The organism is Myxococcus llanfairpwllgwyngyllgogerychwyrndrobwllllantysiliogogogochensis, from assembly GCF_006636215.1.
GTDB classification, from domain to species: Bacteria; Myxococcota; Myxococcia; order Myxococcales; family Myxococcaceae; genus Myxococcus; species Myxococcus llanfairpwllgwyngyllgogerychwyrndrobwllllantysiliogogogochensis.
In genome coordinates, this window is sequence record NZ_VIFM01000160.1 from 1 (window position 1) to 26,089 (window position 26,089).

5 protein-coding genes are annotated in these 26,089 nt (G+C 69.3%); 3 read left to right on the forward strand and 2 right to left on the reverse strand.

Translation table 11 applies throughout. The features are described 5' to 3' along the window. The first annotated feature begins 130 nt into the window (after nucleotides 1-130). Nucleotides 131-1,117: a hypothetical protein gene (locus FJV41_RS31360; RefSeq protein WP_141646268.1), complete on the forward strand. Its 987-nt coding sequence runs from the start codon at nucleotides 131-133 to the stop codon at nucleotides 1,115-1,117. Nucleotides 1,118-1,126: 9 nt separating this feature from the next. Here FJV41_RS31360 and FJV41_RS31365 read toward each other — a convergent pair whose 3' ends face one another. Together FJV41_RS31365 and FJV41_RS31370 are read right to left on the reverse strand one after the other, a co-directional pair. Beyond that, nucleotides 1,127-1,927 carry a hypothetical protein gene (locus FJV41_RS31365; protein ID WP_141646269.1) on the reverse strand — a complete coding sequence of 267 codons (801 nt, stop codon included), beginning with the start codon at nucleotides 1,925-1,927 and terminating at the stop codon, nucleotides 1,127-1,129. Between the two features lie 274 nt (nucleotides 1,928-2,201). After that, nucleotides 2,202-2,639, reverse strand: a complete 438-nt coding sequence (locus FJV41_RS31370; protein WP_141646270.1) for a DUF2383 domain-containing protein — start codon at nucleotides 2,637-2,639, stop codon at nucleotides 2,202-2,204. A gap of 267 nt (nucleotides 2,640-2,906) precedes the next feature. Between FJV41_RS31370 and FJV41_RS31375 the strand changes: the two genes are divergently transcribed. Together FJV41_RS31375 and FJV41_RS31380 are read left to right on the forward strand one after the other, a co-directional pair. Continuing rightward, a complete protein-coding gene (locus FJV41_RS31375; RefSeq protein WP_141646271.1) occupies nucleotides 2,907-4,334 on the forward strand; it encodes an MFS transporter in 1,428 nt (475 codons plus the stop codon). Between the two features lie 46 nt (nucleotides 4,335-4,380). After that, on the forward strand, nucleotides 4,381-26,089 hold a 21,709-nt coding region (locus FJV41_RS31380; protein WP_141646272.1), incomplete at its 3' end, for a non-ribosomal peptide synthase/polyketide synthase.

The window sequence follows — 26,089 nt, forward strand, 5'->3', positions numbered from 1 at the left end:
AGCCTCCGTCTTGTGGGCTCGAAGATGAGTATAAGAACCAGGTCTCCCCGAGCTCTACCGCGACCTCCTCCCGGGCTTCTTCCGGCAGGACGTCCCCGAGGAGACCAAGGCCACGTGCTCCAAGTGCGCCATGTGCAAGGACAACGCGGAGGGCGCCGTGGAGTCCGTGGACGGAGTCAGCCGCTTCTTCCGTCCCGACACCAAGTGCTGCACCTACTTTCCCCGCCTACCGAACTACCTCGTCGGCGCCCTGCTGTCGGATGAGCGCCCGGAGCTGGCCGAGGGACGCGGTCGCATGGAGGCGCGCATCGCGGGCCGCATCGGCGTGACGCCGCAGTGGGTGAAGCCCCCGGCGAAGTTCAACTTCCTCTACAAGAACGGGCACCAGTTCTTCGGCCGGGCCGCGTCGCTGCGCTGCCCCTACTACGGCGAAGAGAGCGGCGGCTGCACCATCTGGCCGTACCGCGAGGCCGTCTGCTCCACCTTCTTCTGCAAGTACGTCTCGGGCGCCGACGGCCGCAAGTTCTGGATGTCCCTCAAGACGTACCTGACGCTGACGGAGATTCAACTCTCGCGCTGGACGGCGCTCCAGCTGCTGCCGGACTACATCCTCTCCGGCAAGGACCGCCCCGAGCTGAACAGCGTCCCGCTCGGCGTGGAGGACCTGGACGACGCGCCGCCCCCCACGCGCGTCTACGCGGAGCTGTGGAAGGAGCACGCGGGCCGCGAGGTGGAGTACTTCCGCGCCTGCTACCAGTTGGTGCGTGGGCTGACGGCGGACGGACTCGACAAGCTGCTGGGCCTGGACGGCGTCATCGAGCTGAAGGCCGTGGAGAAGCTGTTCGCGACCTCCGTCTCACCCCAACTGCCGCGCACCCTCCGCTTCAACCCGGACGCCACCGTGCAGTGGCTGCCCGACGGCAGCGTGGCCCTGGGCGCATACAGCGACTTCGACGCGATTGCCCTCCCCGGAGAGGCCTATGGCCTGCTCGTGGAGTTCACCGGCCGGCAGCCGGTGGAGGCCGTGCGACACCACCTGCGCGAGCACAAGCAGGCGGACCTGTCCGAGGACATCCTGCTGGAGCTGTACCGGCACCGCATCCTCGTGGAGGCCTGAGCAGCCCGCCTACGGAGGACCGGACAGCGCGCCCAGTTCCTGGAGGAGCCGACTGGACGCATGCGCCTCGCGCCAGGCGGGCACGGACGCGGAGAGGTGCTCGGCCAGCCACGCGCAGAAGCCGGGGTCTCCCGCGCCCAGCCACTCCGCGGACTCGGACAGCTCCGCCTGCGCGGCCTCCCACGCGCGGCGGTACGCGCTCGCCGCGGCCATCACCTGCGTCACCGAGTGGGTGAAGGCGTCCAGCGCGGCGCGCAGCTCCAGCGCGGCTGAAGGCTCCATGCCCCGCGACTCGCGCAGGCGCCCCAGGTGCAACAGCAGGCCCTGCTCCAGCGCGGCCGTCGTCCCCAGCCGGGCCTGCGCGCCGCGCAGAAGCAGCTGCAGGTCCTCGTTCAGCTCTCGCAGCAGCTCCTCCGTGGAGCGCGCCACCGGGCGCCCCAGCCGGGTGCAGACCGCCTGCCACAGGTTGCTGAAGGCGAGCAGCTCGCTCACGCCCCGGCGCACGTGCGGCGGAATGCGGTCCAGGAACTCCAGCGCCGCGCCGCGCGCCTCGGACGACAAGGCGCCAGGGCCCTTGGCCAGTTGGAGCAGCTTCCACGCCCAGGGCAGGGCCGCCTCGGTGGAGCGGAACAGCGCCTCACAGGTCGCGCTCAGCGCTCCCGCATGGCTGCTCTCCTTCAACGCCACGGGGGCCAGGGGCATCTTCTCGCGCTCCGCTTCCCTTGGCTCGGGCTCCACGGTCCGCTCGTCTCCGCGCCGCGCTTCACCGGAGACCTCGTCGCGTTCCGAAGAGCTGTCGTCCAGCCACATGCATCTCCTCCAGCCTCGTCGGCGGACCCCCGTTTATCGCACGCCACAACCCCAACCTCCAGGCCCCATCCGCTCGGCGTGAAACCCTCGACGTCCAACCCCACCCCGGCGATCTACTCCCTCAGATGAAACCCGCGCCGGTTGTGACGAGGTCGACGCCCGGCCATTCAAGGCACCGCGCGCATTCCTGGAAGTTGAGAGTCCCAACGGAAACGGCCCGGGTCCACGAACGAGTCGCGGGGCCCGGGCCTGGGGTTTCCCACCCGTCACGTCATCAGTGGAGGGTGTGCTTCAGGTGACTGAGTTTCTTGTGCGTACTCTTCTGCGCGGGCAGCAGCTCCATGCGCACGAAGCGCCGCAGGTCGCCGTGGACCTTGTCCGCGTCGCGCTCGTAGTCGCGCAGGCCATGGTCCTCGCCTTCCTCCAGCGCGGAGATGGCGGCGTTCTCACCCAGGACGTCCGCTCCGCCCTGGACCACCTTCGCGAAGGCGCCCCAGATGCCGGAGCCCTCCGCCGGCTTGCCGTCGAGTTGCAGGATGCGCGAGCGCAGCGTCTCCACGCGGTGCTCGTGGTCCTGTCGACACTCCTCCAGCGTGCGACGCCGTACGTCATCCTCGATGTGCCCCATCGCCTGCCGGTAGGTCTCCACCGCTGAAATCTCGCCCCGGAGGAAGGAATTGAGCGTGTCGACATCCTTGTCGGTGTGCGCCATGAAGGCCTCCTGGAAGTGGTGAACGGGTTGCTGAGCAAGAAGGTGCGACGTGCCCGCCCGCTCGCAACAAGGGCCCCCTCCCCCGCCACCTCCCTTCGGCCACACGCACCGTCCGTGTTTCAGCAGGTATCAGCGCGACTGTCCGGGTAGTCTGTTTGCAAGAATGCGTCAGGGCTGTGAAGCTGATCTGGGAGTGCCCAGTTCCTGTGCCGTGCCCCTGGCCAGTGGGAAGCTCGCCAGCCAACCCAGCTCGCATCGCCACGCGAAATGACTGCCCCGTCGCCTGCTTCACCGTCGCGCCCGCTGCTCACCTTCGGCCTCGTATGGCTGGGGCAGTTCGTCTCCCTCTTCGGCTCGGGGTTGACGTCGTTCGCGCTTGGCGCGCACGTCTACCAGCTCACCGGCTCCACGACGCGCTTCGTGCTCATCTCCTTCTTCGCCACGCTGCCCCTGGCGGTGTTGTCGCCGTTCGCCGGAGTGCTGGTGGACCGGTGGGACCGCAGGAAGGCGATGCTTTGGAGCGACGTGGGCTCCGGCCTCACCACCGCGCTCATCTGGCTGCTGCTGGTGGCGGATGACCTGGGCCAGCTCGCGTTCAAGGCCTGGTACCTGTACCCCATCGTCCTGCTGGGGGGCTGTTGCAATGCGTTTCGCTGGCCGGCGTGGACGGCCACGACGCCGCTGCTCATCCCCAAGCAGCACCTGGGGCGGGCCAGCGGCATGGCGGAGCTGGGCGGGGCGATCAGCCAGATTGCGTCGCCCCTGTTCGCGGGCCTGCTGGTGGGGAGCATCGGCCTGCACGGCGTGCTCTTCATGGACGTGGTCAGCTTCCTGTTCGCCGCGGGCGTGCTGGTGGTGGTGCGCTTCCCGTCCGCGCCCGGGGCCTCGGTGCGGCGCGCGGGGCCTCGCTCCATGCGCGCGGAGCTGGCGGAGGGGTGGCGCTTCGTCCGGGACAGGCCGGGCCTGTCGTACATCCTGGCCTTCAGCACGTTCACCAACTCGAGCCTCGCACTGGTGCTCCTGCTCTTCACGCCGCTGGTGCTGGCCTTCACGGACCTGAAGCACCTGGGACTGATTGGCTCCATCTCCGGCATGGGCCTGCTGGCGGGCGGCATCCTCACCAGCGTGTGGGGCGGCCCCAAGCGCCGCATCCTCGGCATCGCGGGCTTCCCCATCATCGCCTCGGTCATGCTGCTGCTGGCCGCGCTGCCGCCCAGCGTGCCGCTGCTCGCCACGGCGGCGGCGCTGTTCCTGTTCTCCATGCCGCTCACCACGACCAACTCCCATGTCATCTGGCAGCTCAAGGTGCCGTTGGAAATCCAGGGCCGGGTGTCCGCGCTGCGCAAGACGGTGGGACAGTCCGGGGTGCTGCTCACCACGTTGATCGCAGGTCCCCTGGCGGACCGCGTCTTCGAGCCGTGGATGGCGCCGGGCGGAGCGTTCGCCGGCAGCGTGGGGCGCGTGCTGGGCACCGGCACCGGGCGTGGCATCGCGTTCTTGTTCGTCGTCCTGGGGTTCGCGGTGCTGGGCGCCGTCGGACTCCTCCTGTTGTCTCCTCGCGCGCGGCGCGTCCAGGAAGAGCTTCCGGACATGATTCCTTCCCACCCGCTCGCCACTTCTCTTCCTTCCGAGCAGCCCCCGGCTGGCGCCGTGCCCGAGAGTCCGCTCTCGGCGACGGGAAACACCCCGTCCTGAGCACGCAGCGTCCCGGCCCCGCGCAATGAATTGACTGGAGTACTCCGTGAGCACGCGCAACGACTCCCCGACGTCCGTCGGGCCCGTCATCCCATCCGAAGCGAGCCCCTCCGCCTCTCCCCTGGTGCCCCTGCGCGCGGGGAACGACGCGGCGAGCCCGCTCTTCCTCGTGCATCCGATGGACGGCCGCCTGGACTGCTACGCGGAGCTGGTCCGCCACGCTCCGGCGTCCCAGCCCGTGGTCGGCATCCAGGCGCGAGGCCTGGACGACGGGCGCGCGCCGCTGGAGTCGCTGGAGGCGATGGCCGTCTTCTACGTGGAGGCCCTGCGCGCGGAGCGGTCCGAAGGGCCGTATCACCTCGCGGGCTGGGCGCTCGGCGCGGTCATCGCGTGGGAGATGGCGCGCCTCCTCCAGCGTGACGGCCACGTCGCGCGGCTCACGCTCATCGAGCCGCCGCCCGCGTCACCCGACAGGAGCATCTCCGCCCAGGCGCTCGCCGCGCACGCCGCCCTCTTCGCGCGAGAGCTGGCGCTCCAGGCGGGCCTGCCCCCGCTCGAGCTTCCCGCCGCGCTCACCACGGGCAAGGACCCCGAGCCCCTGCTGGTGCATCTGCACGCGGAGGGCACGCGCCAGGGGCTGCTGCCCGCGGCCACGACGCTCGAGTTCCTGCGCGCGCGCTTCAAGCTCTTCTCCGCCCACGTGCGCGCCGCGCGTCGCTACGTCCCCGAGGCCTTTGCCGCTTCCGCGCGCATCGTTCGCTCCGCCGAAGTCGTGGACGCCGCGGACGTGGAGAAGGACAAGGGCTGGGCGGTGCTCGCGGAGGAGGGCGCCCAGGTCGACGACACGCCTGGAGACGGACACTCGCTCTTGCGCGAGCCCCACGTGAAGGCGCTGGCGGCGCGGCTCTTCGAGTCCGGCCAGTCCCTCACCGGGCCCATCCCCACGGGTCACGGCGACGGCGCGCCGCTGTCGTACGCGCAGCAGCGGCTCTGGTTCCTGGATCAGCTCCAGCCCGGCAGTCCCGCCTACAACATGTTCTACGGCCTGCGCTTCACGGGCCCGCTGGAGCACTCGCTGCTGGAGCGCGCCTTCACGGAGCTGGCGCGGCGTCACCAGACGCTGCGCACCCGCCTCCGCTCGCTGCAGGACGGCCCCGTCCAGGCCGTCTCACCGCCCGCGCCGTTCACCATCTCCGTCGACGACCTGCGCGCCCTTCCCCCGGAGGCGCGCGACGCGGAGGCGCAGCGACTGGCGGACGCGGAAGCGCGCACGCCCTTCGACCTGGCCACCGGCCCGCTCTTGCGCGCGCGGCTCTTGACGCTCGATGAGCACGAGCACGTGTTGCTCATCGTCAATCACCACGTCATCTCCGACGGCTGGTCCATTGGCGTCCTCTCGCAAGAGGTCCCCGCCCTCTATCTGGCGTTCGCGCTCGGCCGGCCCTCGCCGCTGCCGGAGCTGCCCGTGCAGTACGCGGACTTCGCCGTCTGGCAGCGCGGCTGGCTGACGGGCGACGTGCTCGAGTCACAGCTCGCCTACTGGCGCACCCAGTTGGCCGACGCGCCGCACGCGCTGGAGCTGCCCACCGACAGGCCGCGGCCTCCCATCCAGTCGCTGCGCGGGGACATGCTGCGCGTCGACCTTCCCGCCGCGCTCGCGCCCGCCGTCCACGCGCTGTGCCACCAGGAGGGTGTCACACCCTTCATGGTGCTGCTGGCCACCTATCAGACGCTGCTCGCGCGCTACTCCGGGCAGGACGACATCATCGTCGGCTCGCCCATCGCCAACCGGATGCGGGCGGACCTGGAAGGCCTCATCGGCTTCTTCGCCAACACGCTCGCGCTGCGCGCCCGCTTCACCCCGGGCATGACGTTCCGCGAGCTGCTGGCCCAGGTGCGCGAGACGACGCTCGGTGCCTATGCGCACCAGGACGTCCCGTTCGAGAAGCTGGTGGACGAGCTGCGTCCCGAGAGGGACCAGAGCCGCACGCCCCTGTTCCAGGTGATGCTCGCCCTGCACAACACGCCGAAGACGCAGGGACAGGAAGACCCCGACGCGCCGCTCAAGGTCCGTCCGCTGGATGCCATCAGCGGCACCGCCAAGTTCGACCTCTCGCTGCTGGCGTCCGACGACGGCAACGTGTTCAACGCGGTGTTCGAATACAACACCGACCTCTTCGACACGGCGACGGTCCAGCGCATGGCGGACCAGTTCGTGCGCCTGCTGCGAGCCGCCGTCGAGGACCCGCTCCAGCCCGTCTGGCGCCTGCCGATGATGGAGGAGCCCGAGCGTCGCCAGGTCCTCGTCTCGTGGAACGACACGTCGCGGGAGCCCTTCGCGCCCACCACGCTCCACGCGCCCGTGGAGGCCCAGGCGCTTCGCACGCCCGACGCCATCGCCGTCACCGACGGCACCAACTCGCTCACCTACGCGGCGCTGGACGCGCGGGCCAATCAGCTCGCGCACCACCTGCTCGCGCGAGGCGTGACGCCGGGGAGCATCGTCGGCATCTGCCTGGACAAGTCGCTCGACATGGCCGTGGCCGTCCTGGCCACGCTCAAGGTGGGGGCCAGCTATGTCGCGTTGGACCCCAGCTATCCCGCCGAGCGCCTCGCCTTCATGCTCGCGGACACGCGTGCGCCCGTGGTCCTCACCCACTCCCGGCTCACGCCGTCGCTGCCCGCCGATGGCGGCGCTCGCGTCCTCCTGTTGGATGTCGACGCGGCCATTGTCGCCGGCCAGTCCCGACGCGCGCCAGGTCTCGACGTCTCGGCGGAGAGCCCCGCCTACATCATCTACACGTCCGGGAGCACGGGGGTGCCCAAGGGCATCGTCATGCCCCACCGCGCGCTGAGCGCGCTCTTCACGTGGCAGCTGAAGCGCGCTCCCCAGCCGCGCGCCACCACGTTGCAGTTCGCGTCGCTCAACTTCGACGTCTCCGTCCAGGAGATGTTCTGCACCTGGTGGGCGGGCGGCACCCTCGTGCTTCCCACCGGAGGACTGCGCCAGGACATCCCCGCGCTGCTCGACTTCATGCAGCAGCAGCGCGTCGAGCGGCTCTTCCTGCCCTTCGTCGCCCTTCAGGCCATCGCCGACGCTGTCTCGCATGGCGCCACCCTGCCCTCCGCGCTGCGGGAAGTGGTGACGGCGGGTGAGCAACTCCAGGTGAGCGACACCGTCGCCGCGTTCTTCGCGAAGCTGCCGGGCAGCGTCCTGGAGAACCAGTACGGTCCTTCCGAGGCGCACGTCGTCTCCGCCTTCCGACTCCAGGGCACTCCCACGTCCTGGCCCCGGCTTCCGTCCATCGGCGGGCCAGTCGGCCACACGCGGCTCTACGTCCTGGATGCACTCGGACATCCGGTGCCCATCGGCGTCTCGGGAGAGCTGTACATCGGTGGCACCCACCTGGCGCACGGCTACCTGTCACAGCCAGAAGTCACCGCGAAGGCGTTCGTCCCCGACCCCTTCTCGACGGTGCCGGGCGCGCGGCTCCATCGCACTGGAGACGCGGCGCGGTGGCGCGCGGACGGCACGCTCGACTTCCTGGGGCGGCTCGACTCCCAGGTCAAGCTGCGCGGCTTCCGCGTCGAGCTGGGTGAAGTCGAGTCCGTGCTCCGCTCCGCGCCGGGGCTGAGTGATGCCGCGGTCATCGTTCGCGAGGATGTGCCGGGCGACAGGCGACTGGTCGGCTACGTCGTCGTCTCGCCCGACGCCATGCTCGACACCGAGGCCCTGCGCGCGTTCGTACTCCAGCGCCTGCCCGAGTACATGTTGCCGTCCGCGTTCGTGGCGCTGCCCGCGCTGCCCCTCACGCCCAGCGGCAAGCTCGCGCGCAAGCGCCTGCCCGCGCCCGATGCGGAGAGTCTGCGCGGAGGTGCCGCCTTCGCCGCGCCCCGCACTCCATTGGAGGAGAAGCTCGCCGCGCTCTTCGCCGACGTCCTGCACGTGCCGCGAGTGAGCGTCACCGACAACTTCTTCGCGCTCGGAGGGCACTCGCTGCTCGCCACCCAGGTCGTGTCGCGTGTGCGGTCCGCGTTCGGCGTGGAGCTGCCGCTGCGCACCGTCTTCGGCGCACCCACGGTGGTCGCCCTCGCGGCGAGCATCGACACCACGTTGATGACGTCGCGGAACCGGCAGCCGCCCGCGTTGGTTCCAGTGCCCCGCACGGGACCGCTGCCGCTGTCCTTCGCGCAGCAACGCCTCTGGTTCCTCGACCAGCTCCAGCCCGGCGGCGCGACGTACAACATGCCCTCCTTCGTCCGACTGGACGGAGCGCTTCATCTGTCCGCGCTCCAGCGGGCCTTCGCCGAGTTGGTGAGGCGCCACGAGGCGCTGCGCACCACGTTCCTCCAGCAGAACGACGAGCCCTTCCAGATCGTCGCCCCGCACGCGGAGCTGCCGGTGACCGTGGTGAAGGTCCAGGGACAGACGCCGGACGCCGTCCGCCAGGAGGTGGAGCGACTGCTGCGCGAGGAGTACCTGCGTCCGTTCAACCTCTCCACCGGCCCGCTCGTCCGCGCCCTGCTGCTGGAGACGTCCCCCACCGAGCACTTCCTCGCGCTCAACATGCACCACATCGTCTCCGACGGTTGGTCCATGGGCGTGCTCACCCAGGAGGTCGCCACCCTCTACGGGGCCTTCGCGATGGGGGCACCGTCGCCGCTTCCGCCCCTGTCCCTCCAGTACGCCGACTACGCCGTCTGGCAGCGAGACTGGCTCCAGGGCGAAGTGCTGGAGCAGCAGCTCGCATGGTGGCGCGGACGCCTGATGGGTGTGGCCACGCTGGACCTGCCGCTCGACAAGCCGCGCCCTCCCGTGCAGACCTTCACCGGTGCCCAGGTGCTCGTCACCTTGCGGCCAGAGGTCTCCAAGCGGCTCAAGACGCTGTGCCAGCGTGAAGGCATCACGCCGTTCATGGCGCTGCTCGCCGCATGGCAGTTGCTCCTGTCCCGTCACACCGGGCAGGACGACATCGCCGTCGGCTCACCCATCGCGGGTCGCCAGCGCGCGGAGCTCGAAGGGCTCATCGGATTCTTCGTCAACACGCTCGTCTTCCGCGCGCGCATCGACACGAACGCGACGTTCCTCCAGCTCTTGCGGCAGGTGAAGGAGACCGCCCTGGGGGCCTACGCGCACCAGGACGTCCCCTTCGAGCGCCTGGTCGAGGAGTTTCAGATTCGTCGAGACCTGAGCCGCAGCCCGCTGTTCCAGGTCCTCTTCGCGCTCCAGAACACACCCGCGTCGGCCCTCCAGAAGCAGGAGCTGTCGCTCAGTCCGGTGGAGGTTGAAGCCACCGTCATCAAGTTCGAACTCGAGCTGCACTTCGTGGACGGGCCGGACGGCCTCTTCGGCGCGCTGACCTACAACACGGACCTGTTCGAGCGAGCCTCCATCGAGCGCATGACGCGGCACTTCGAGCTGCTCGTCGAAGCGGTCGTCGCCCGGCCCGACGCTCCGCTCGCTACCCACTCCATGCTGACCGTCGAGGAGCGGCGAGACGTCCTCACCAACTGGGCCTCGGCTCCCGCGCTCGTCTCGCCGGACTCCACCCTGCCCGCCGTCTTCGCCGACGTCGTCGCACGTGCGCCCGACTCCGTCGCGCTCCTCTTCGGTGACACCTCCCTCACCTACCGTCAGCTCGACGAGCGCTCCAACCAGCTCGCCTGGCACCTGCGCTCGCTCGGCGTCCGCACCGACTCCCGCGTCGCCATCGCCGTCGACCGCTCCGCCGAACTCATCATCGCCCTCGTCGCCATCCTCAAGGCTGGCGCCGCCTACGTCCCCCTCGACACGAAGTATCCGCGCGAGCGTCTCGCTTCGATGATGGAGGACGCGCGGCCCGAGGTCCTCGTCTCCACCCGCGCATTCCTGGACAAGCTTCCCACCGACGGGCTGGCGTGTGTCCTGTTGGATGAAGTGTCGCTGGCCCACAGCCCCACCCGGGCCCTGCCTCCTTCCGCCCTCCCCGCGTCGCTCGCCTATATCGACTTCACCTCCGGCTCCACCGGCAAGCCCAAGGGCGTTGGCTGCACCCACAGCGGCGTCATCCACATCCTCGTCGGCGTCGACTACACCCGCTTCGGGCCCGAGCAGACCCACCTCCTCCTCGCTCCCATCTCCTTCGACGCCACCACGTTCGAAATCTGGGGCGCCCTGCTCCACGGCGCGCGCCTCGTCGTCCTCCCTCCTCAGGCCCCCTCGCTCGAGGAGCTCTTCCAGACTGTCGCTCGACACGGCGTCACCACGCTCTGGGCCACCAGCGGTCTGTTCTCCCAGCTCGTCGAGAGTCGTCTCCCCGCGCCTCCTTCCCTCCAGCGCGTCCTCACTGGCGGCGACATCGTCTCGCCCCTTCATGTCCGACGCGCGTTGCAGGACTGGGGCGTCTCCGTCACCAACTGCTACGGCCCGACGGAAACCACCGTCTTCGCCACGACCTTCCTGGCCGCTCGGCCCGAAGACGTTGGCGCAACGGTGCCTATCGGCAGGCCCACCAACGGCACCCGCCTGCTCGTCCTCGACTCCTCGCTTCAGCCCGTCCCCATCGGCATCACCGGCGAGCTCTTCATCGGTGGTGACGGCCTGGCTCGCGGCTACGTCGGCCAGCCTTCACTCACCGCGGAGCGGTTCATCCCGGACCCGTTCTCCTCCGTCCCTGGGGCGCGCCTCTATCGCTCCGGCGACCTTGTCCGCTGGAGCCACGACGGGACGCTCGCCTTCATCGGTCGCGCCGACGCGCAGGTGAAGGTGCGCGGCTTCCGCATCGAGTTGCCCGAAGTCGAAGCCGCGATGCTCGCGCATCCCTCCATCCGCGATGCCATCGCCATCGCTCGCGAGGACGTCCCCGGCGACAAGCGCCTCGTCGGCTACTTTGTCGGCGACGACCTGGACGCCGTCTCCCTCCGAGCCTTCCTCAAGTCTCGGCTCCCTGAGTACATGGTGCCGTCGTCCCTGCTCCGCCTGGACGCACTCCCTCTCACCGCCAACGCGAAGATTGACCGCAAGGCACTGCCTCCTCCCGAGGCCGTGCTCTCTGCTCCCTCCTCCACCTACGTCGCGCCGCGCACGCCCACCGAGGAGCTGCTCGCCTCCATCTGGGCGCAGGTCCTTCGCGTCCCACAGGTCGGCATCGAGGACGACTTCTTCGCGCTCGGCGGACATTCACTGCTCGCCACGCAGCTCGTCTCGCGCATCCGCAACACCTTCAAGGTGGAGCTGGCGCTGCGGGAGCTGTTCGAGGCCCCCACCATCGAAGCGCTGGCCCGGCGGCTCGATGCGGCGACCCTCACGGGCAAGGGCACGGTGCGGCCTCCGCTCGTCCTGGTGCCGCGCACGGGCGAGCTGCCGTTGTCCTTCGCGCAGCAGCGCCTGTGGCTCATCGACCAGCTCGAGCCCGGAAGCTCCACCTACAACATTCCCCTCGCCCTGCTCCTGCAAGGGCCGCTCGAGGTGGACGCGCTCCAGGGCGCCTTCACGTCGCTCGTCGAGCGCCACGAATCCCTGCGCACCACATTCGTGACGCGCGACGGAGAGCCGCGTCAGCACATCCACGCCCCCAGGCCCATGCTCGTCACGGTGAGGGAGCTGGAGTCCCTCTCGGAAGATACGAAGCTCGTCGAGGCCCGCCGACTGGTGAGCGAGGAGGCCTCACGGCCCTTCGACCTGGAGCACGGCCCCATCTTCCGCGTGCTGCTGCTGCGGCTGGACGCACAGCGCCATGTCCTCGTCGGGACGGTCCATCACATCGCCTCCGACGGCTGGTCCACGGGAATCCTGCTCCGTGAGCTGGCGGAGCTCTATTCCGCGCACGCCACCCGCCAGTCGCCTCGGCTGGAAGCCCTCCCCGTGCAGTACGCTGACTTCGCCGCCTGGCAGCGCTCCTGGCTGCGTGACGACGCGTTGGAGCAGCAGCTCTCCTATTGGAGACAGCAGCTCTCCGGCGCGCCTCCCTTCCTGGAGCTGTCCACCGACCGGCCTCGTCCGCCAGTCCAGTCGAACCGGGGCGCCTCCTTCCCCGTGCGCCTGCCTCCCTCCGTGAACGAGCGACTCCTCGCGTTCTGCCAGCGCGAGGGCGTGACGCCTTTCATGGCGTTGCTCGCCGTCTGGCAGCTCCTCCTCTCCCGCTACTCCGGGCAGGACGACCTCTCCGTCGGCTCCCCCATCGCGGGACGCACCCGAGCGGAGACAGAGGGGCTCATCGGCTTCTTCGTGAATACCCTCGTGCTGCGCACGCAGCTCCAACCGGGACTCCGCTTCCGCGAGCTGCTCGCGCAGGTGAAACGCACCACGCTCGGCGCCTACGAGCATCAGGACGTCCCCTTCGAGAAGCTCGTCGAGGAACTCAACCCTCACCGCACCCTCAGTCACTCGCCGCTGTTCCAGGTCATGCTCGTCCTGCAGAACGCACCGACGACGAGCATGGAAGTGCCTGGGAGTACGGCGGAGACGTCACCGCTTCGCCTGGAGGCTTTCGACTCGGGAGCGCCGGGCGCGAAGTTCGACCTCACGCTGACACTGGGCGAGGGACTGGAAGGCGCGCTGGGCTACCGGACGGACTTGTTCGATGAGTCCACCATCGCTCGGATGGTCGCGCACTTCGGCACTCTCCTCGACGCCGTCGTCACCACACCGGAGTTGCGGCTGAGCGAGCTGCCGATGTTGCCGGCCGAGGAGCGCCGTCAGGTGCTCGTCGAGTGGAACGACACCCGCCGCGAGCTGCCCTGGACTGGCGCCTTCCACGAGCGCTTCGAGGCCCAGGCCGCTCTCACGCCCGACGCCCTCGCCGTCCTCGACGACTCCGCCTCTCTCTCCTTCTCTCAGCTCAACCAGCGCTCCAACCAGCTCGCCCACCTGCTGCGCGCCCGTGGTGTCGGGCCCGAAGTCCGCGTCGCCCTCTGCCTGGAGCGCTCCGTCGACTCCCTCGTCGCCCTCCTCGCCATCCTCAAGGCCGGCGCCGCCTACGTCCCTCTCGACTCCGCCTACCCTCGCGAGCGCCTGGCTTTCATGCTCCAGGACTCCGGCGCTCCCTTCGTCCTCACCCAGTCCCACCTCCTGCCTCGTCTCGACTCGGCCTCCTGCTCGGCCCTCTGCCTCGATGACGCCGCACTGCGCGCCTCTCTCGCCGCGCTCCCGGACTCCAACCCTCCTCGCGTCTCCCTTCCCTCCCACCTCGCCTACGTCATCTACACCTCAGGCTCCACCGGCAGGCCCAAGGGCGTGATGGTCCACCACTCCTCCGTGGTGAATCTCCTCTCCGCCCTCTCCTCTGCCGTCTACTCCGACGTCCAGCGCCCGCTCCGCATCTCCCTCAACGCGCCTCTCTCTTTCGACGCCTCCGTCAAGCAGCTCGTCTTCCTCGCCCAGGGCCACTGCCTCTGCTTCGTCCCTCAGGCCGCTCGCGAAGACGTCCCGCTGCTTCTCTCCTGGATTCAGAAGCACCAGCTCGACGTCTTCGACTGCGCCCCTTCTCACCTCCGCCTCCTCCTCGACGAGGGCCTTGCTTCTTCTCAGCGCCCCTTGCGTCTCCTCATTGGCGGTGAGGCCATCGACGACGCTCTCTGGGCGACGCTTTCCTCTTCGCCCTCCCTGAGCGCCTTCAACGTCTACGGGCCCACTGAGGCCACCGTCGACACCACCGCGCTCTCCATCCGCTCCTCTGCGCGTCCCGCACTCGGTGGGCCGCTCTCCAACGTCGCCACCTTCATCCTCGACGCCTCTCTCCAGCCCGCTCCCATCGGCGTCCCCGGAGAGCTCTTCATCGGCGGCGACGGCCTGGCTCGCGGCTACCACCTCCGCCCGGACCTCACCGCCGAGCGCTTCGTCCCCAATCCCTTCTCTTCCGTCCCTGGCGCTCGCCTCTACCGAACCGGTGACAAGGCTCGCTGGCTGGCCCACGGCCACCTCGAGTACCTCGGCCGCATCGACTTCCAGGTGAAGCTGCGTGGCTTCCGCATCGAGTTGGGCGAAGTCGAGGCCGCTCTCGAAGCGCTGGCTTCCGTCCACCACGCCGCTGCCCTCGTCCGTGAAGACGTCCCGGGCCTCAAGCGCCTCGTCGCCTACGTCACCCCCGCTTCCGTCGACACCTCGTCTCTTCGCGCGGAGCTGCTCCTCAGCCTCCCCGAGTACATGGTGCCCTCGGCCTTTGTCGCCCTGGACGCACTGCCCATCAACACCCACGGCAAGCTCGACAGGAAGGCGCTCCCGGCTCCCGACTCCAGCCCCACCGACTCTTTCCTCGCGCCTCGCAACCCCACCGAGACTCGCCTCGCCGCCATCTGGGCAGAGGTCCTCCACCTCGACTCCGTCAGCGTCTCCGACGACTTCTTCGCCCTCGGTGGACACTCCCTCCTCGCCACCCAGGTCGTCTCTCGCGTCCGCAAGGCCTTCGACGTCGAGCTGCCTCTGCGCGCTCTCTTCGAGGCGCCAACCGTTGCTGCGCTCGCGGCTCGCGTCGATGCCGTGGGCCACGGGGACCTGTCGCTCCAGCTGCCTCCGCTCGTGGCGGTGCCTCGCACTGGACCGCTGCCGCTTTCCTTCGCGCAGCAGCGCCTGTGGTTCCTCGACAGGCTCCAGCCGGGCAGTCCGTTCTACAACATCCCCTCGGCCATCCAGCTCCATGGGGGACTGAACCTCGCCGCGCTGGAGCGGGCAATTCAGGAACTGGTGCAGCGCCATGAAGCGCTGCGCACCTCGTTCCACGTCCAGGAGGACGGAGAGGCCGTCCAGCACATCCATCCTCGTGTGGAGCTGTCCGTCCCGGTGACGGACCTGGAGGCCGTGCCCGAAGCCTCGCGTGAGACAGAAGCGCGGCGACTGGCTCAACTCGAAGCGCAGAAGCCGTTCGAGCTCTCCCAGGCCCCGCTGCTCCGTGCCTCCGTGCTTCGCCTCTCCGAGCAGCGCCACATCCTGCTCGTCACCGTCCACCACATCGTCTCGGACGGTTGGTCCAACGGCATCCTCACGCGGGAAGTCGGAGCGCTCTACGCCGCGTTTGCCCAGGGACTCCCCTCGCCGCTCGCGCCGCTGGAGCTTCAGTACGCGGACTACGCGGCGTGGCAGCGAGGCTGGCTGCGCGACGAAGCCCTCTCCAAGCAGGTGAGCTGGTGGCGAGGTCAGCTCGCCGGGGCTCCGCACGCCCTGGAGCTGCCCACCGACAGGCCGCGTCCTCCCGTTCAGACGGCGAACGGCGGCACTCTCCCCATCGAGCTGGGCTCGCAACTCACCGCCGAGCTGCGCGCGCTGTGCCTGCGTGAAGGCGTCACGCCCTTCATGGCTCTGCTGTCCGCATTCCAGGTGTTGCTCGCTCGCTACTCGGGCCAGGACGACATCGTCGTCGGCTCGCCCATCGCGAATCGCCAGCGCTCGGAGATAGAGGGCATCGTCGGCTTCTTCGTCAACACGCTCGCGCTGCGCGCACGGCTGACGGGGGAGATGACGTTCCGCGAGTTGCTGGCTCAGGTGAAGGAGATGACGCTCGGCGCGTACACGCACCAGGACGTGCCCTTCGAGAAGCTCGTCGATGAGCTCAAGCCCGAGCGCGACCTGAGCCGGTCTCCGCTCTTCCAGGTCATGTTCGCTCTTCAGAACACGGGCCGCTCGGCCGGGCCGGAGGACGGTGAGGAGAAGAGTCCACTCGAGCCGATGCAGGTAGACAGCGGCACGGCCAAGTTCGACCTGTCCCTGCTCTGCGGTGACTTTGGCGACGACATCGGCGGCCTGCTCGAGTTCAACACCGACCTGTTCGACCGAAGCACCGCGGAGCGCATGGGCGCGCATCTGGTGCGCCTGCTGAAGTCCGCGGTGAACAACCCGGGTCAGTCGCTGTGGCGCCTGCCCCTGCTCGATGAGCAGGAGCGTCACCAGTCCCTCGTCTCCTGGAATGACACGTCACGCGAGTCTCACGCCGTCACGACGCTACACGGCCCCTTCGAGGCCCAGGCGCTCCGCACACCCGACGCTATCGCCCTCTCCGATGGCTCGCGCTCGCTCACCTACGCCGCCCTCGATGCACGCGCCAATCAGCTCGCCCACCACCTCGCCTCTCGCGGCGTGACTCCTGGCGGCGCCGTCGGCATCTGCCTCGACAAGTCCCTCGACATGGCCGTCGCCGTCCTCGCCACCCTCAAGGCCGGTGCGTCGTACCTCCCGCTCGACCCGAACTACCCCGCAGAGCGCCTCGCCTTCATGCTCGAGGACTCCGCGGCGCCTGTCGTCCTCTCGCACTCCGCCCTGCGCGCGGTGCTTCCTTCGTCGCGAGCACGACTCGTTCTGCTGGATGAGCAGGCCGAGTCGCTGGCGGCACTGCCCGAGCACGCGCCAGACGTCTCCGTCTCGACCGAGTCTCCGGCGTACATCATCTACACCTCCGGCAGCACCGGACGGCCCAAGGGCGTCGCGCTGCCACACCGCGCGCTGAGCCACTTGCTGACGTGGCAGTTGCGCCAGTCCGAGAAGCCGTCGGCCACGACGCTCCAGTTCGCGTCGCTCAGCTTCGACGTCTCCTGCCAGGAGCTGTTCTCCACCTGGTGGGCGGGCGGCACCCTCGTGCTTCCCACCGGAGGACTGCGCCAGGACATCCCGGCGCTGCTCGACTTCATGCATCAGCATCGAGTCGAGCGGCTCTTCCTGCCCTTCGTCGCGCTCCAGGCCATCGCGGACGCCGTCTCTCACGGCGCCACCCTGCCCACCGCCCTGCGCGAAGTCGTGACGGCCGGGGAGCAGCTCCAGGTCACTCCCGCGCTCATCGCGCTGTTCGAGAAGCTGCCGGGCTGCATCCTGGAGAATCAGTACGGCCCCTCCGAGACGCACGTCGTCTCCGCCCACCGGCTCCAGGGCGCACCCTCCTCCTGGCCCCGCCTTCCGTCGATCGGCGGGCCGCTGCCGCACACCCAGCTCTTCGTGCTGGATGCGTTGGGCCAGCCGACGCCCATCGGCGTGCCGGGCGAGCTCTTCATCGGCGGCGCGCACCTGGCCCTCGGCTATGCGGGCAGGCCCGAGCTGACGGCGGAGAAATTCGTTCCCCATCCCTTCAGCACCACGCCCGGCGCTCGCGTCTACCGCACGGGTGACTCGGCGCGCTGGAAGGCGGACGGCACCGTCGAGTTCCTCGGTCGCCTCGATGGACAGGTGAAGCTGCGAGGCTTCCGCGTCGAGCTGGGTGAAGTCGAGGCCGCGCTGCGCGCAATCCCCGGCATCCGCGACGCCGCCGCGACGGTCCGTGAGGACGCCCCCGGCCTCAAGCGCCTCGTCGGCTACTTCGTCCCCGTGTCCGCGTCGGGGCCCCCGAGCGCGGAGAACCTGCGGACCCTCCTGCTCCAGCACCTGCCCGAGTACATGGTGCCCACGGCCTTCGTCTCGCTGGAGACGCTCCCGCTGACGCCCAGCGGCAAGCTCGCGCGGCGCATGTTGCCCGCGCCCGACCTGGGTGCGCAGGAGCGCGAGGCCCCATTCATCGCGCCCAGGACACCCCAGGAAGAGAAGCTGGCCAAGGTGTTCTCCGGCGTCCTGCACCTGCCACGCGTGAGCGTCACGGACAACTTCTTCGCGCTCGGTGGTCACTCGCTGCTCGCCACCCAGGTCATCTCGCGCATCCGGTCCGCCTTCGCCGTCGAGCTTCCGCTGCGCGCGCTCTTCGAGGCGCCCACCGTCGCCGCGCTCGCGGCCCGCATCGAAGACGAAGGGCTGGGAGAGACGCAGGCGCTCGCGCCGCCCATCGTCCCCGTGTCGCGCGAAGGCCTGGTGCCCCTGTCCTTCGCGCAGCTCCGGCTCTGGTTCATCGATCAGTTCCAGCCCGGCGGGGCCGCGTACCACATGCCGTCCTTCGTGCGCCTGGAAGGGCCGCTCGACACGGCGGCGCTCCAGCGTTCCTTCGACGAGCTGGTGCGGCGTCACGAGGCGCTGCGCACCACCTTCTTCCAGCAGGACGACCAGCCCTACCAGCGCATCGCCCACCACGGCGAGCTGCCCCTGGTGCGCGTGGACCTGCGGAGCCTGGAGCCCTCCACCGCTCGCGAGGAAGTGAAGCGACTGCTCCTCGAGGAGCTGGCTCGTCCCTTCAACCTCTCCACGGGACCGCTCATCCGCGCGCAGCTCCTGGAGCTGTCGCCTACCGAGCACGTGCTCGCGCTCAACATGCACCACATCGTCTCCGACGGTTGGTCCATGGGCGTGCTCGTCCAGGAAGTCGCCGCGCTCTACGACGCCTTCGCCCACGGTAGGCCGTCACCGCTTTCGCCCCTCGCCATCCAGTACGCCGACTACGCCGTCTGGCAGCGCGATTGGTTCCAGGGTGCGGTGCTCGAAAGGCAGCTCTCCTTCTGGCGCAACCAGCTCTCCGGCGTCGTGCCACTGGAGCTGGCCACCGACAAGCCGCGTCCTCCGGTCATGACCTCGCGCGGCGGCAACGTCGGCGTGTTCCTGCCCGCCTCCACCGCCGAGAAGCTCAAGGCGCTGTGCCAGCAGGAGGGCGCCACGCCGTTCATGGCGCTGCTCGCCGCGTGGCAGTTGCTCCTCTCGCGCTACTCGGGCCAGGACGACCTCACCGTCGGTTCGCCCATCGCGGGTCGCCAGCGCGCGGAGCTCGAAGGCCTCATCGGATTCTTCGTCAACACGCTGGTCTTCCGGGCGCGCATCGACGGACAGGCTTCGTTCCAGCACCTGTTGCGACAGGTGAAGGAGACCGCGCTCGGCGCCTACGCTCATCAGGACGTGCCCTTCGAGCGACTGGTCGAGGTGCTCCAGCCGGCCCGTGACTTGAGCCGCAGCCCGCTGTTCCAGGTCCTCTTCTCCCTCCAGAACACGCCCGCCTCCGCCATCCAGAAGCAGGCGCTGACGATCAGCCCCGTGGACGTCGACGGCGTCACGTCCAAGTTCGAGCTCAACCTCAACCTCGTGGAGCTGCCGGAGGGCTACGCGGGCTCGCTCGGCTACAACTCAGACCTGTTCGAGCACGCCACCGTCGAGCGACTCGCCCTTCACTACACCACGCTCGTCGAAGCACTCGTCTCGCGGCCCCAAATCCCCGTCGCGTCCTGCTCGCTGCTCACCGAGCAGGAGCAGCGGCAGGTCCTGCTCGATTGGAACGAGACGGGCACGGACGTCGCCACCGAACCCTTCGTCCATCGACTCGTCGAGCAGCAGGCCCGCCTCACGCCCGAGGCCCTCGCCGTCCTCTCCGATGACGAAGCGCTCTCCTTCACACAGCTCAACCAGCGCGCCGACCAGCTCGCCCGGGTGCTGTGCTCGCGAGGGGTGCGCCCTGGCGACTTCGTTGCGCTGCTCACGCATCGCACGCCCCAGCTCCCCGTCGCCCTGCTCGCCATCCTCAAGGCGGGTGCCGCCTACCTCCCGCTGTCTCCCGACTACCCGCGTGAGCGCCTCGCGTTCATGCTGCGCGACAGCGGGGCTCGCCTCGTGCTGTCCCAGGAGGCGCTCGTCTCGCTCCTGCCCGACGGACTCGACATCCTCTGCCTCGACTCCGCCTCGCACGCGGAGGAGCTCGCGCGCACACCGTCTGAGCCTCTCCTGTCGAAGCCGGAGCCCGACGCTCCCGCATACGTCATCTACACCTCGGGCTCCACGGGACAGCCCAAGGGCGTGCTCATTCCCCACCGCGCGCTCGCCAATCACATGGCCTGGTTCCTCCAGGTCTTCCCGCTCACCGCGCGAGACAGGGTGCTGCTCAAGACGCCGCTCGCCTTCGACGCGTCCGTCTGGGAGTGCTGGGCTCCGCTCCTCGCGGGTGCGCCGCTCGTGCTCGCGCCCACTGACGCCCACCGCGATGCGGCGCTGCTGCTCGACTGCGTCGTCCGGCAGGGCATCACCGTCCTCCAACTCGTCCCGTCCCTGCTGCGCTTCGTCCTCGACGAGCCCTCACTGGCTCGCGCCACGTCCCTGAGGTGGCTGTTCTGCGGAGGTGAGGCGCTCTCCGCCTCGCTCGCGTCCCTCGCCCGCGAGCGGCTCCCTCAGGCGCGGCTCGTCAATCTCTACGGCCCCACCGAAGTCACCATCGATTCGACCTACACCGTCGTCGATGCCGTCACGTCGGGCGTCTCCATTCCCATCGGTCGTCCCGTCGCCAACACACGCGCCTATGTGCTCGACGACACCCTGCGGCCCGTCCCGCCGGGTGTCCCAGGGGAGCTGTACCTGGGCGGTGCGCAGGTGGCCCTGGGCTACCTCGGCAGGCCCGCGCTCACCGCGGAGCGCTTCACCCCGGACCCGTTCGCATCCACGCCTGGAGCGCGCCTGTACCGCACCGGTGACAAGGTCCGGTGGCTCGCGGAAGGGCGACTGGAGTACCTGGGCCGCACCGACTTCCAGGTGAAGCTGCGCGGTCTGCGCATCGAGCTGGGCGAGATTGAAGCCGCCCTCCGCGCGCAACCGGGCGTGCGTGACAGCATCGTCCTCGTGCGCGAGGACGTCCCTGGCCAGCACCGCCTCGTCGCCTATCTCGTCTCCGCGCCGCTCGATACGGACACGCTGCTCGCCTCACTGCGCGAGCGGCTGCCCGAGTACATGCTGCCCACGGTCTTCATGCGCCTGGACGCGCTGCCGCTGACGCCCAACGGCAAGGTCGACCGGCAGGCCCTGCCCGTCCCCGAGCAGGGCACGGAGGACAGCCTCTTCGTCGCGCCTCGCAGTGCCATCGAGGAGACGCTGTCGGCCATCTGGGCCGAAGTGCTTCAGCTCGACAAGGTCAGCGTCACCGCCAACTTCTTCTCGCTCGGCGGCCACTCCCTGCTCGCCACGCAGGTCGTCTCACGCGTGCGCAGGACTCTCGACGTGGAGCTGCCTCTCCGCGCGCTGTTCGAGACCCCCACCATCGCCGCGCTCGCCACCCGCCTTGGCGAGGATGGAGGAGCCTCACCGCGCGCCCGCGCGCCCGCCATCGTTCCCGTGCCGCGCACGGGCGAGCTGCCGTTGTCCTTCGCACAGCAGCGCCTGTGGCTCATCGACCAGCTCGAGCCCGGAAGCTCCACCTACAACATTCCCCTCGCCCTGCTCCTGCAAGGGCCGCTCGAGGTGGACGCGCTCCAGGGCGCCTTCACGTCGCTCGTCGAGCGCCACGAATCCCTGCGCACCACGTTCGTGACGCGCGACGGAGAGCCGCGTCAGCACATCCACGCCCCCAAGCCCATGCTCGTCACGGTGAGGGAGCTGGAGTCCCTCCCGGAAGATACGAAGCTCGTCGAGGCCCGCCGACTGGTGAGCGAGGAGGCTTCACGGCCCTTCGACCTGGAGCACGGCCCCATCTTCCGCGTGCTGCTGCTGCGGCTGGACGCGCAGCGCCATGTCCTCGTCGGGACGGTCCATCACATCGCCTCCGACGGCTGGTCCACGGGAATCCTGCTCCGTGAGCTGGCGGAGCTCTATTCCGCGCACGCCACCCGGCAGCCACCTCGGCTGGAAGCCCTCCCCGTGCAGTACGCTGACTTCGCCGCCTGGCAGCGCTCATGGCTGCGTGACGACGCGTTGGAGCAGCAGCTCTCCTATTGGAGACAGCAGCTTTCCGGCGCGCCTCCCTTCCTGGAGCTGTCCACCGACCGGCCTCGTCCGCCAGTCCAGTCGAACCGGGGCGCCTCCTTCCCCGTGCGCCTGCCTCCCTCCGTGAACGAGCGACTCCTCGCGTTCTGCCAGCGCGAGGGCGTGACGCCTTTCATGGCGTTGCTCGCCGTCTGGCAGCTCCTCCTCTCCCGCTACTCCGGGCAGGACGACCTCTCCGTCGGCTCCCCCATCGCGGGACGCACCCGAGCGGAGACAGAGGGGCTCATCGGCTTCTTCGTGAACACCCTCGTGCTGCGCACGCAGCTCCAACCGGGACTCCGCTTCCGCGAGCTGCTCGCGCAGGTGAAACGCACCACGCTCGGCGCCTACGAGCATCAGGACGTCCCCTTCGAGAAGCTCGTCGAGGAACTCAACCCTCACCGCACCCTCAGTCACTCCCCGCTGTTCCAGGTGATGCTCGCCCTGCAGAACGCACCGACGACGAGCATGGAAGTGCCTGGGAGTACGGCGGAGACGTCACCGCTTCGCCTGGAGGCCTTCGACTCGGGAGCGCAGAGCGCGAAGTTCGACCTCACCCTGACGCTGGGCGAGGGACTGGAAGGCGCGCTGGGCTACCGCACGGACTTGTTCGATGAGTCCACCATCGCCCGAATGGTCGCGCACTTCGGCACCCTCCTCGATGCCGCCATCACCACCCCCGATACCCTCGTGGGTGAGCTGCCAATGTTGCCGGCCGAGGAGCGCCGTCAGGTGCTCGTCGAGTGGAACAACACCCGCCGTGAGTTGCCCTGGACTGGCGCCTTCCACGAGCGCTTCGAGGCCCAGGCCGCTCTCACGCCCGACGCCCTCGCCGTCCTCGACGACTCCGCGTCTCTCTCCTTTCTCCAGCTCAACCAGCGCTCGAACCAGCTCGCTCACCTGCTGCGCTCGCGCGGTGTCGGGCCCGAAGTCCGTGTCGCCCTCTGCCTGGAGCGCTCCGTCGACTCCCTCGTCGCCCTCCTCGCCGTCCTCAAGGCCGGCGCCGCCTACGTCCCTCTCGACCCCGCCTACCCCCGCGAGCGCCTGGTTTTCATGCTCCTGGACTCCGGCGCTCCCTTCGTCCTCACCCAGTCCCACCTCCTGCCTCGTCTCGACTCGGCCTCCTGCTCGGACCTCTGCCTCGACGACACCACACTGCGCGCTTCTCTCGCCGCGCTCCCCACCTCCAATCCTCCTCGCGTCTCCCTTCCTTCCCACCTCGCCTACGTCATCTACACCTCGGGCTCCACCGGCAAGCCCAAGGGCGTCATGGTCCACCACTCCTCCGTGGTGAATCTCCTCGCCGCCCTCTCCTCTGCCGTCTACTCCGACGTCCAGCGCCCGCTCCGCGTCTCTCTCAACGCGCCCCTCTCCTTCGACGCCTCCGTCCAGCAGCTCGTCTTCCTCTCCCAGGGCCACTGCCTCTGCTTCGTCCCTCAGGCCGCTCGCGAAGACGTCCCCCTGCTCCTCTCCTGGATTCAGAAGCACCAGCTCGACGTCCTCGACTGCGCCCCCTCTCACCTCCGCCTCCTCCTCGACGAGGGCCTCGCGGAGTCCGGCCGCCCCCTTCGTCTCCTCATCGGCGGCGAGGCCATCGACGACTCTCTCTGGACCGCGCTTTCCTCCGCGCCTTCGCTGAGCGCCTTCAACGTCTACGGGCCCACCGAGGCCACCGTCGACACCACCGCGCTCTCCATCCGCGCTTCCGCTCGCCCCGCCCTCGGTGGGCCTCTCTCCAACGTCTCCACCTTCATCCTCGACGCATCTCTCCAGCCCGCCCCCATCGGCGTCCCCGGAGAGCTCTTCATCGGCGGCGATGGCCTCGCTCGCGGCTACCACCTCCGCCCGGACCTCACCGCTGAGCGCTTCGTCCCCAACCCCTTCTCCTCGGTGCCGGGCGCTCGCATCTACCGCACCGGTGACAAGGCTCGCTGGCTTGCCCACGGCCACCTCGAGTACCTCGGCCGCATCGACTTCCAGGTGAAGCTGCGCGGCTTCCGCATCGAGTTGGGCGAAGTCGAAGCTGCTCTCGAAGCGCTGGCCTCCGTCCACCACGCCGCTGCCCTCGTCCGCGAGGACGTCCCCGGACTCAAGCGCCTCGTCGCCTACGTCACTCCGGCCTCCGTCGACACCTCTTCTCTTCGCGCGGAGCTGCTCCTCAGCCTCCCCGAGTACATGGTGCCCTCGGCCTTCGTCGCCCTCGACGCTCTGCCCATCAACACCCACGGCAAGCTCGACAGGAAGGCTCTCCCGGCTCCCGACTCCAGCCCCACCGACTCCTTCCTCGCGCCTCGCAACCCCACCGAGACTCGCCTCGCCGCCATCTGGGCAGAGGTCCTCCACCTCGACTCCGTCAGCGTCTCCGACGACTTCTTCGCCCTCGGTGGACACTCCCTCCTCGCCACCCAGGTCGTCTCTCGTGTCCGCAAGGCCTTCGACGTCGAGCTGCCTCTTCGCGCTCTCTTCGAGGCGCCAACCGTTGCTGCGCTCGCGGCTCGTGTCGATGCCGTAGGCCACGGGGACATGTCGCTCCAGCTGCCTCCGCTCGTGGCGGTGCCTCGCACTGGACCGCTGCCGCTGTCCTTCGCGCAGCAGCGCCTGTGGTTCCTCGACAGGCTCCAGCCGGGCAGTCCGTTCTACAACATCCCCTCGGCCATCCAGCTCCATGGGGGACTGAACCTCGCGGCGCTGGAGCGGGCGATTCAGGAGCTGGTGCAGCGCCATGAAGCGCTGCGCACCTCGTTCCACGTCCAGGAAGATGGAGAGGCCGTCCAGCACATCCTTCCTCGTGTGGAGCTGGCCGTCCCGGTGACGGACCTGGAGGCCTTGCCCGAAGCCTCGCGTGAGACCGAAGCGCGGCGACTGGCCCAACTCGAAGCGCAGAAGCCGTTCGAGCTCTCCCAGGCCCCGCTGCTCCGTGCCTCCGTGCTTCGCCTCTCCGAGCAGCGCCACATCCTGCTCGTCACCGTCCACCACATTGTCTCGGACGGCTGGTCCAACGGCATCCTCACGCGGGAAGTCGGAGCGCTCTACGCCGCGTTCGCCCAGGGACTCCCCTCGCCGCTCGCGCCGCTGGAGCTTCAGTACGCGGACTACGCGGCGTGGCAGCGAGGCTGGCTGCGCGACGAAGCCCTCTCCAAGCAGGTGAGCTGGTGGCGAGGTCAGCTCGCCGGGGCTCCCCATGCACTGGAGCTGCCCACCGACAGGCCGCGTCCTCCCGTTCAGACGGCGAACGGCGGCACGCTCCCCATCGAGCTGGGCTCACAGCTCACCGCCGAGCTGCGCGCGCTGTGCCTGCGTGAAGGCGTCACGCCCTTCATGGCACTGCTGTCCGCGTTCCAGGTGTTGCTCGCTCGCTACTCGGGCCAGGACGACATCGTCGTCGGCTCGCCCATCGCGAATCGGCAGCGCTCGGAGATAGAGGGCATCGTCGGCTTCTTCGTCAACACGCTCGCGCTGCGCGCACGGCTGACAGGGGAGATGACGTTCCGCGAGTTGCTGGCCCAGGTGAAGGAGACGACGCTCGGCGCGTACACGCACCAGGACGTGCCCTTCGAGAAGCTCGTCGACGAGCTGAAGCCCGAGCGCGACCTGAGCCGGTCTCCGCTCTTCCAGGTCATGTTCGCTCTTCAGAACACGGGCCGCTCGGCCGGGCCGGAGGACGGTGAGGAGAAGAGTCCGCTCGAGCCGATGCAGGTGGACAGCGGCACGGCCAAGTTCGACCTGTCCCTGCTCTGCGGTGACTTCGGCGACGACATCGGCGGCCTGCTCGAGTTCAACACCGACCTGTTCGACCGGAGCACCGCGGAGCGGATGGGTGCGCATCTGGTGCGCCTGCTGAAGTCCGCGGTGAACAATCCGGGTCAGTCGCTGTGGCGCCTGCCCCTGCTCGATGAGCAGGAGCGTCACCAGTCCCTCGTCTCCTGGAATGACACGTCACGCGAGTCTCACGCCGTCACGACGCTGCACGGCCCCTTCGAGGCCCAGGCGCTCCGCACGCCCGACGCCATCGCCATCTCCGATGGCTCGCGCTCGCTCACCTACGCCGCTCTCGATGCACGCGCCAATCAGCTCGCCCACCACCTCGCCTCTCGCGGCGTGACTCCTGGCGGCGCCGTCGGCATCTGCCTCGACAAGTCCCTCGACATGGCCGTCGCCGTCCTCGCCACCCTCAAGGCCGGCGCCTTCTACGTCGCTCTCGACCCCAACTACCCCCCCGAGCGCCTCGCCTTCA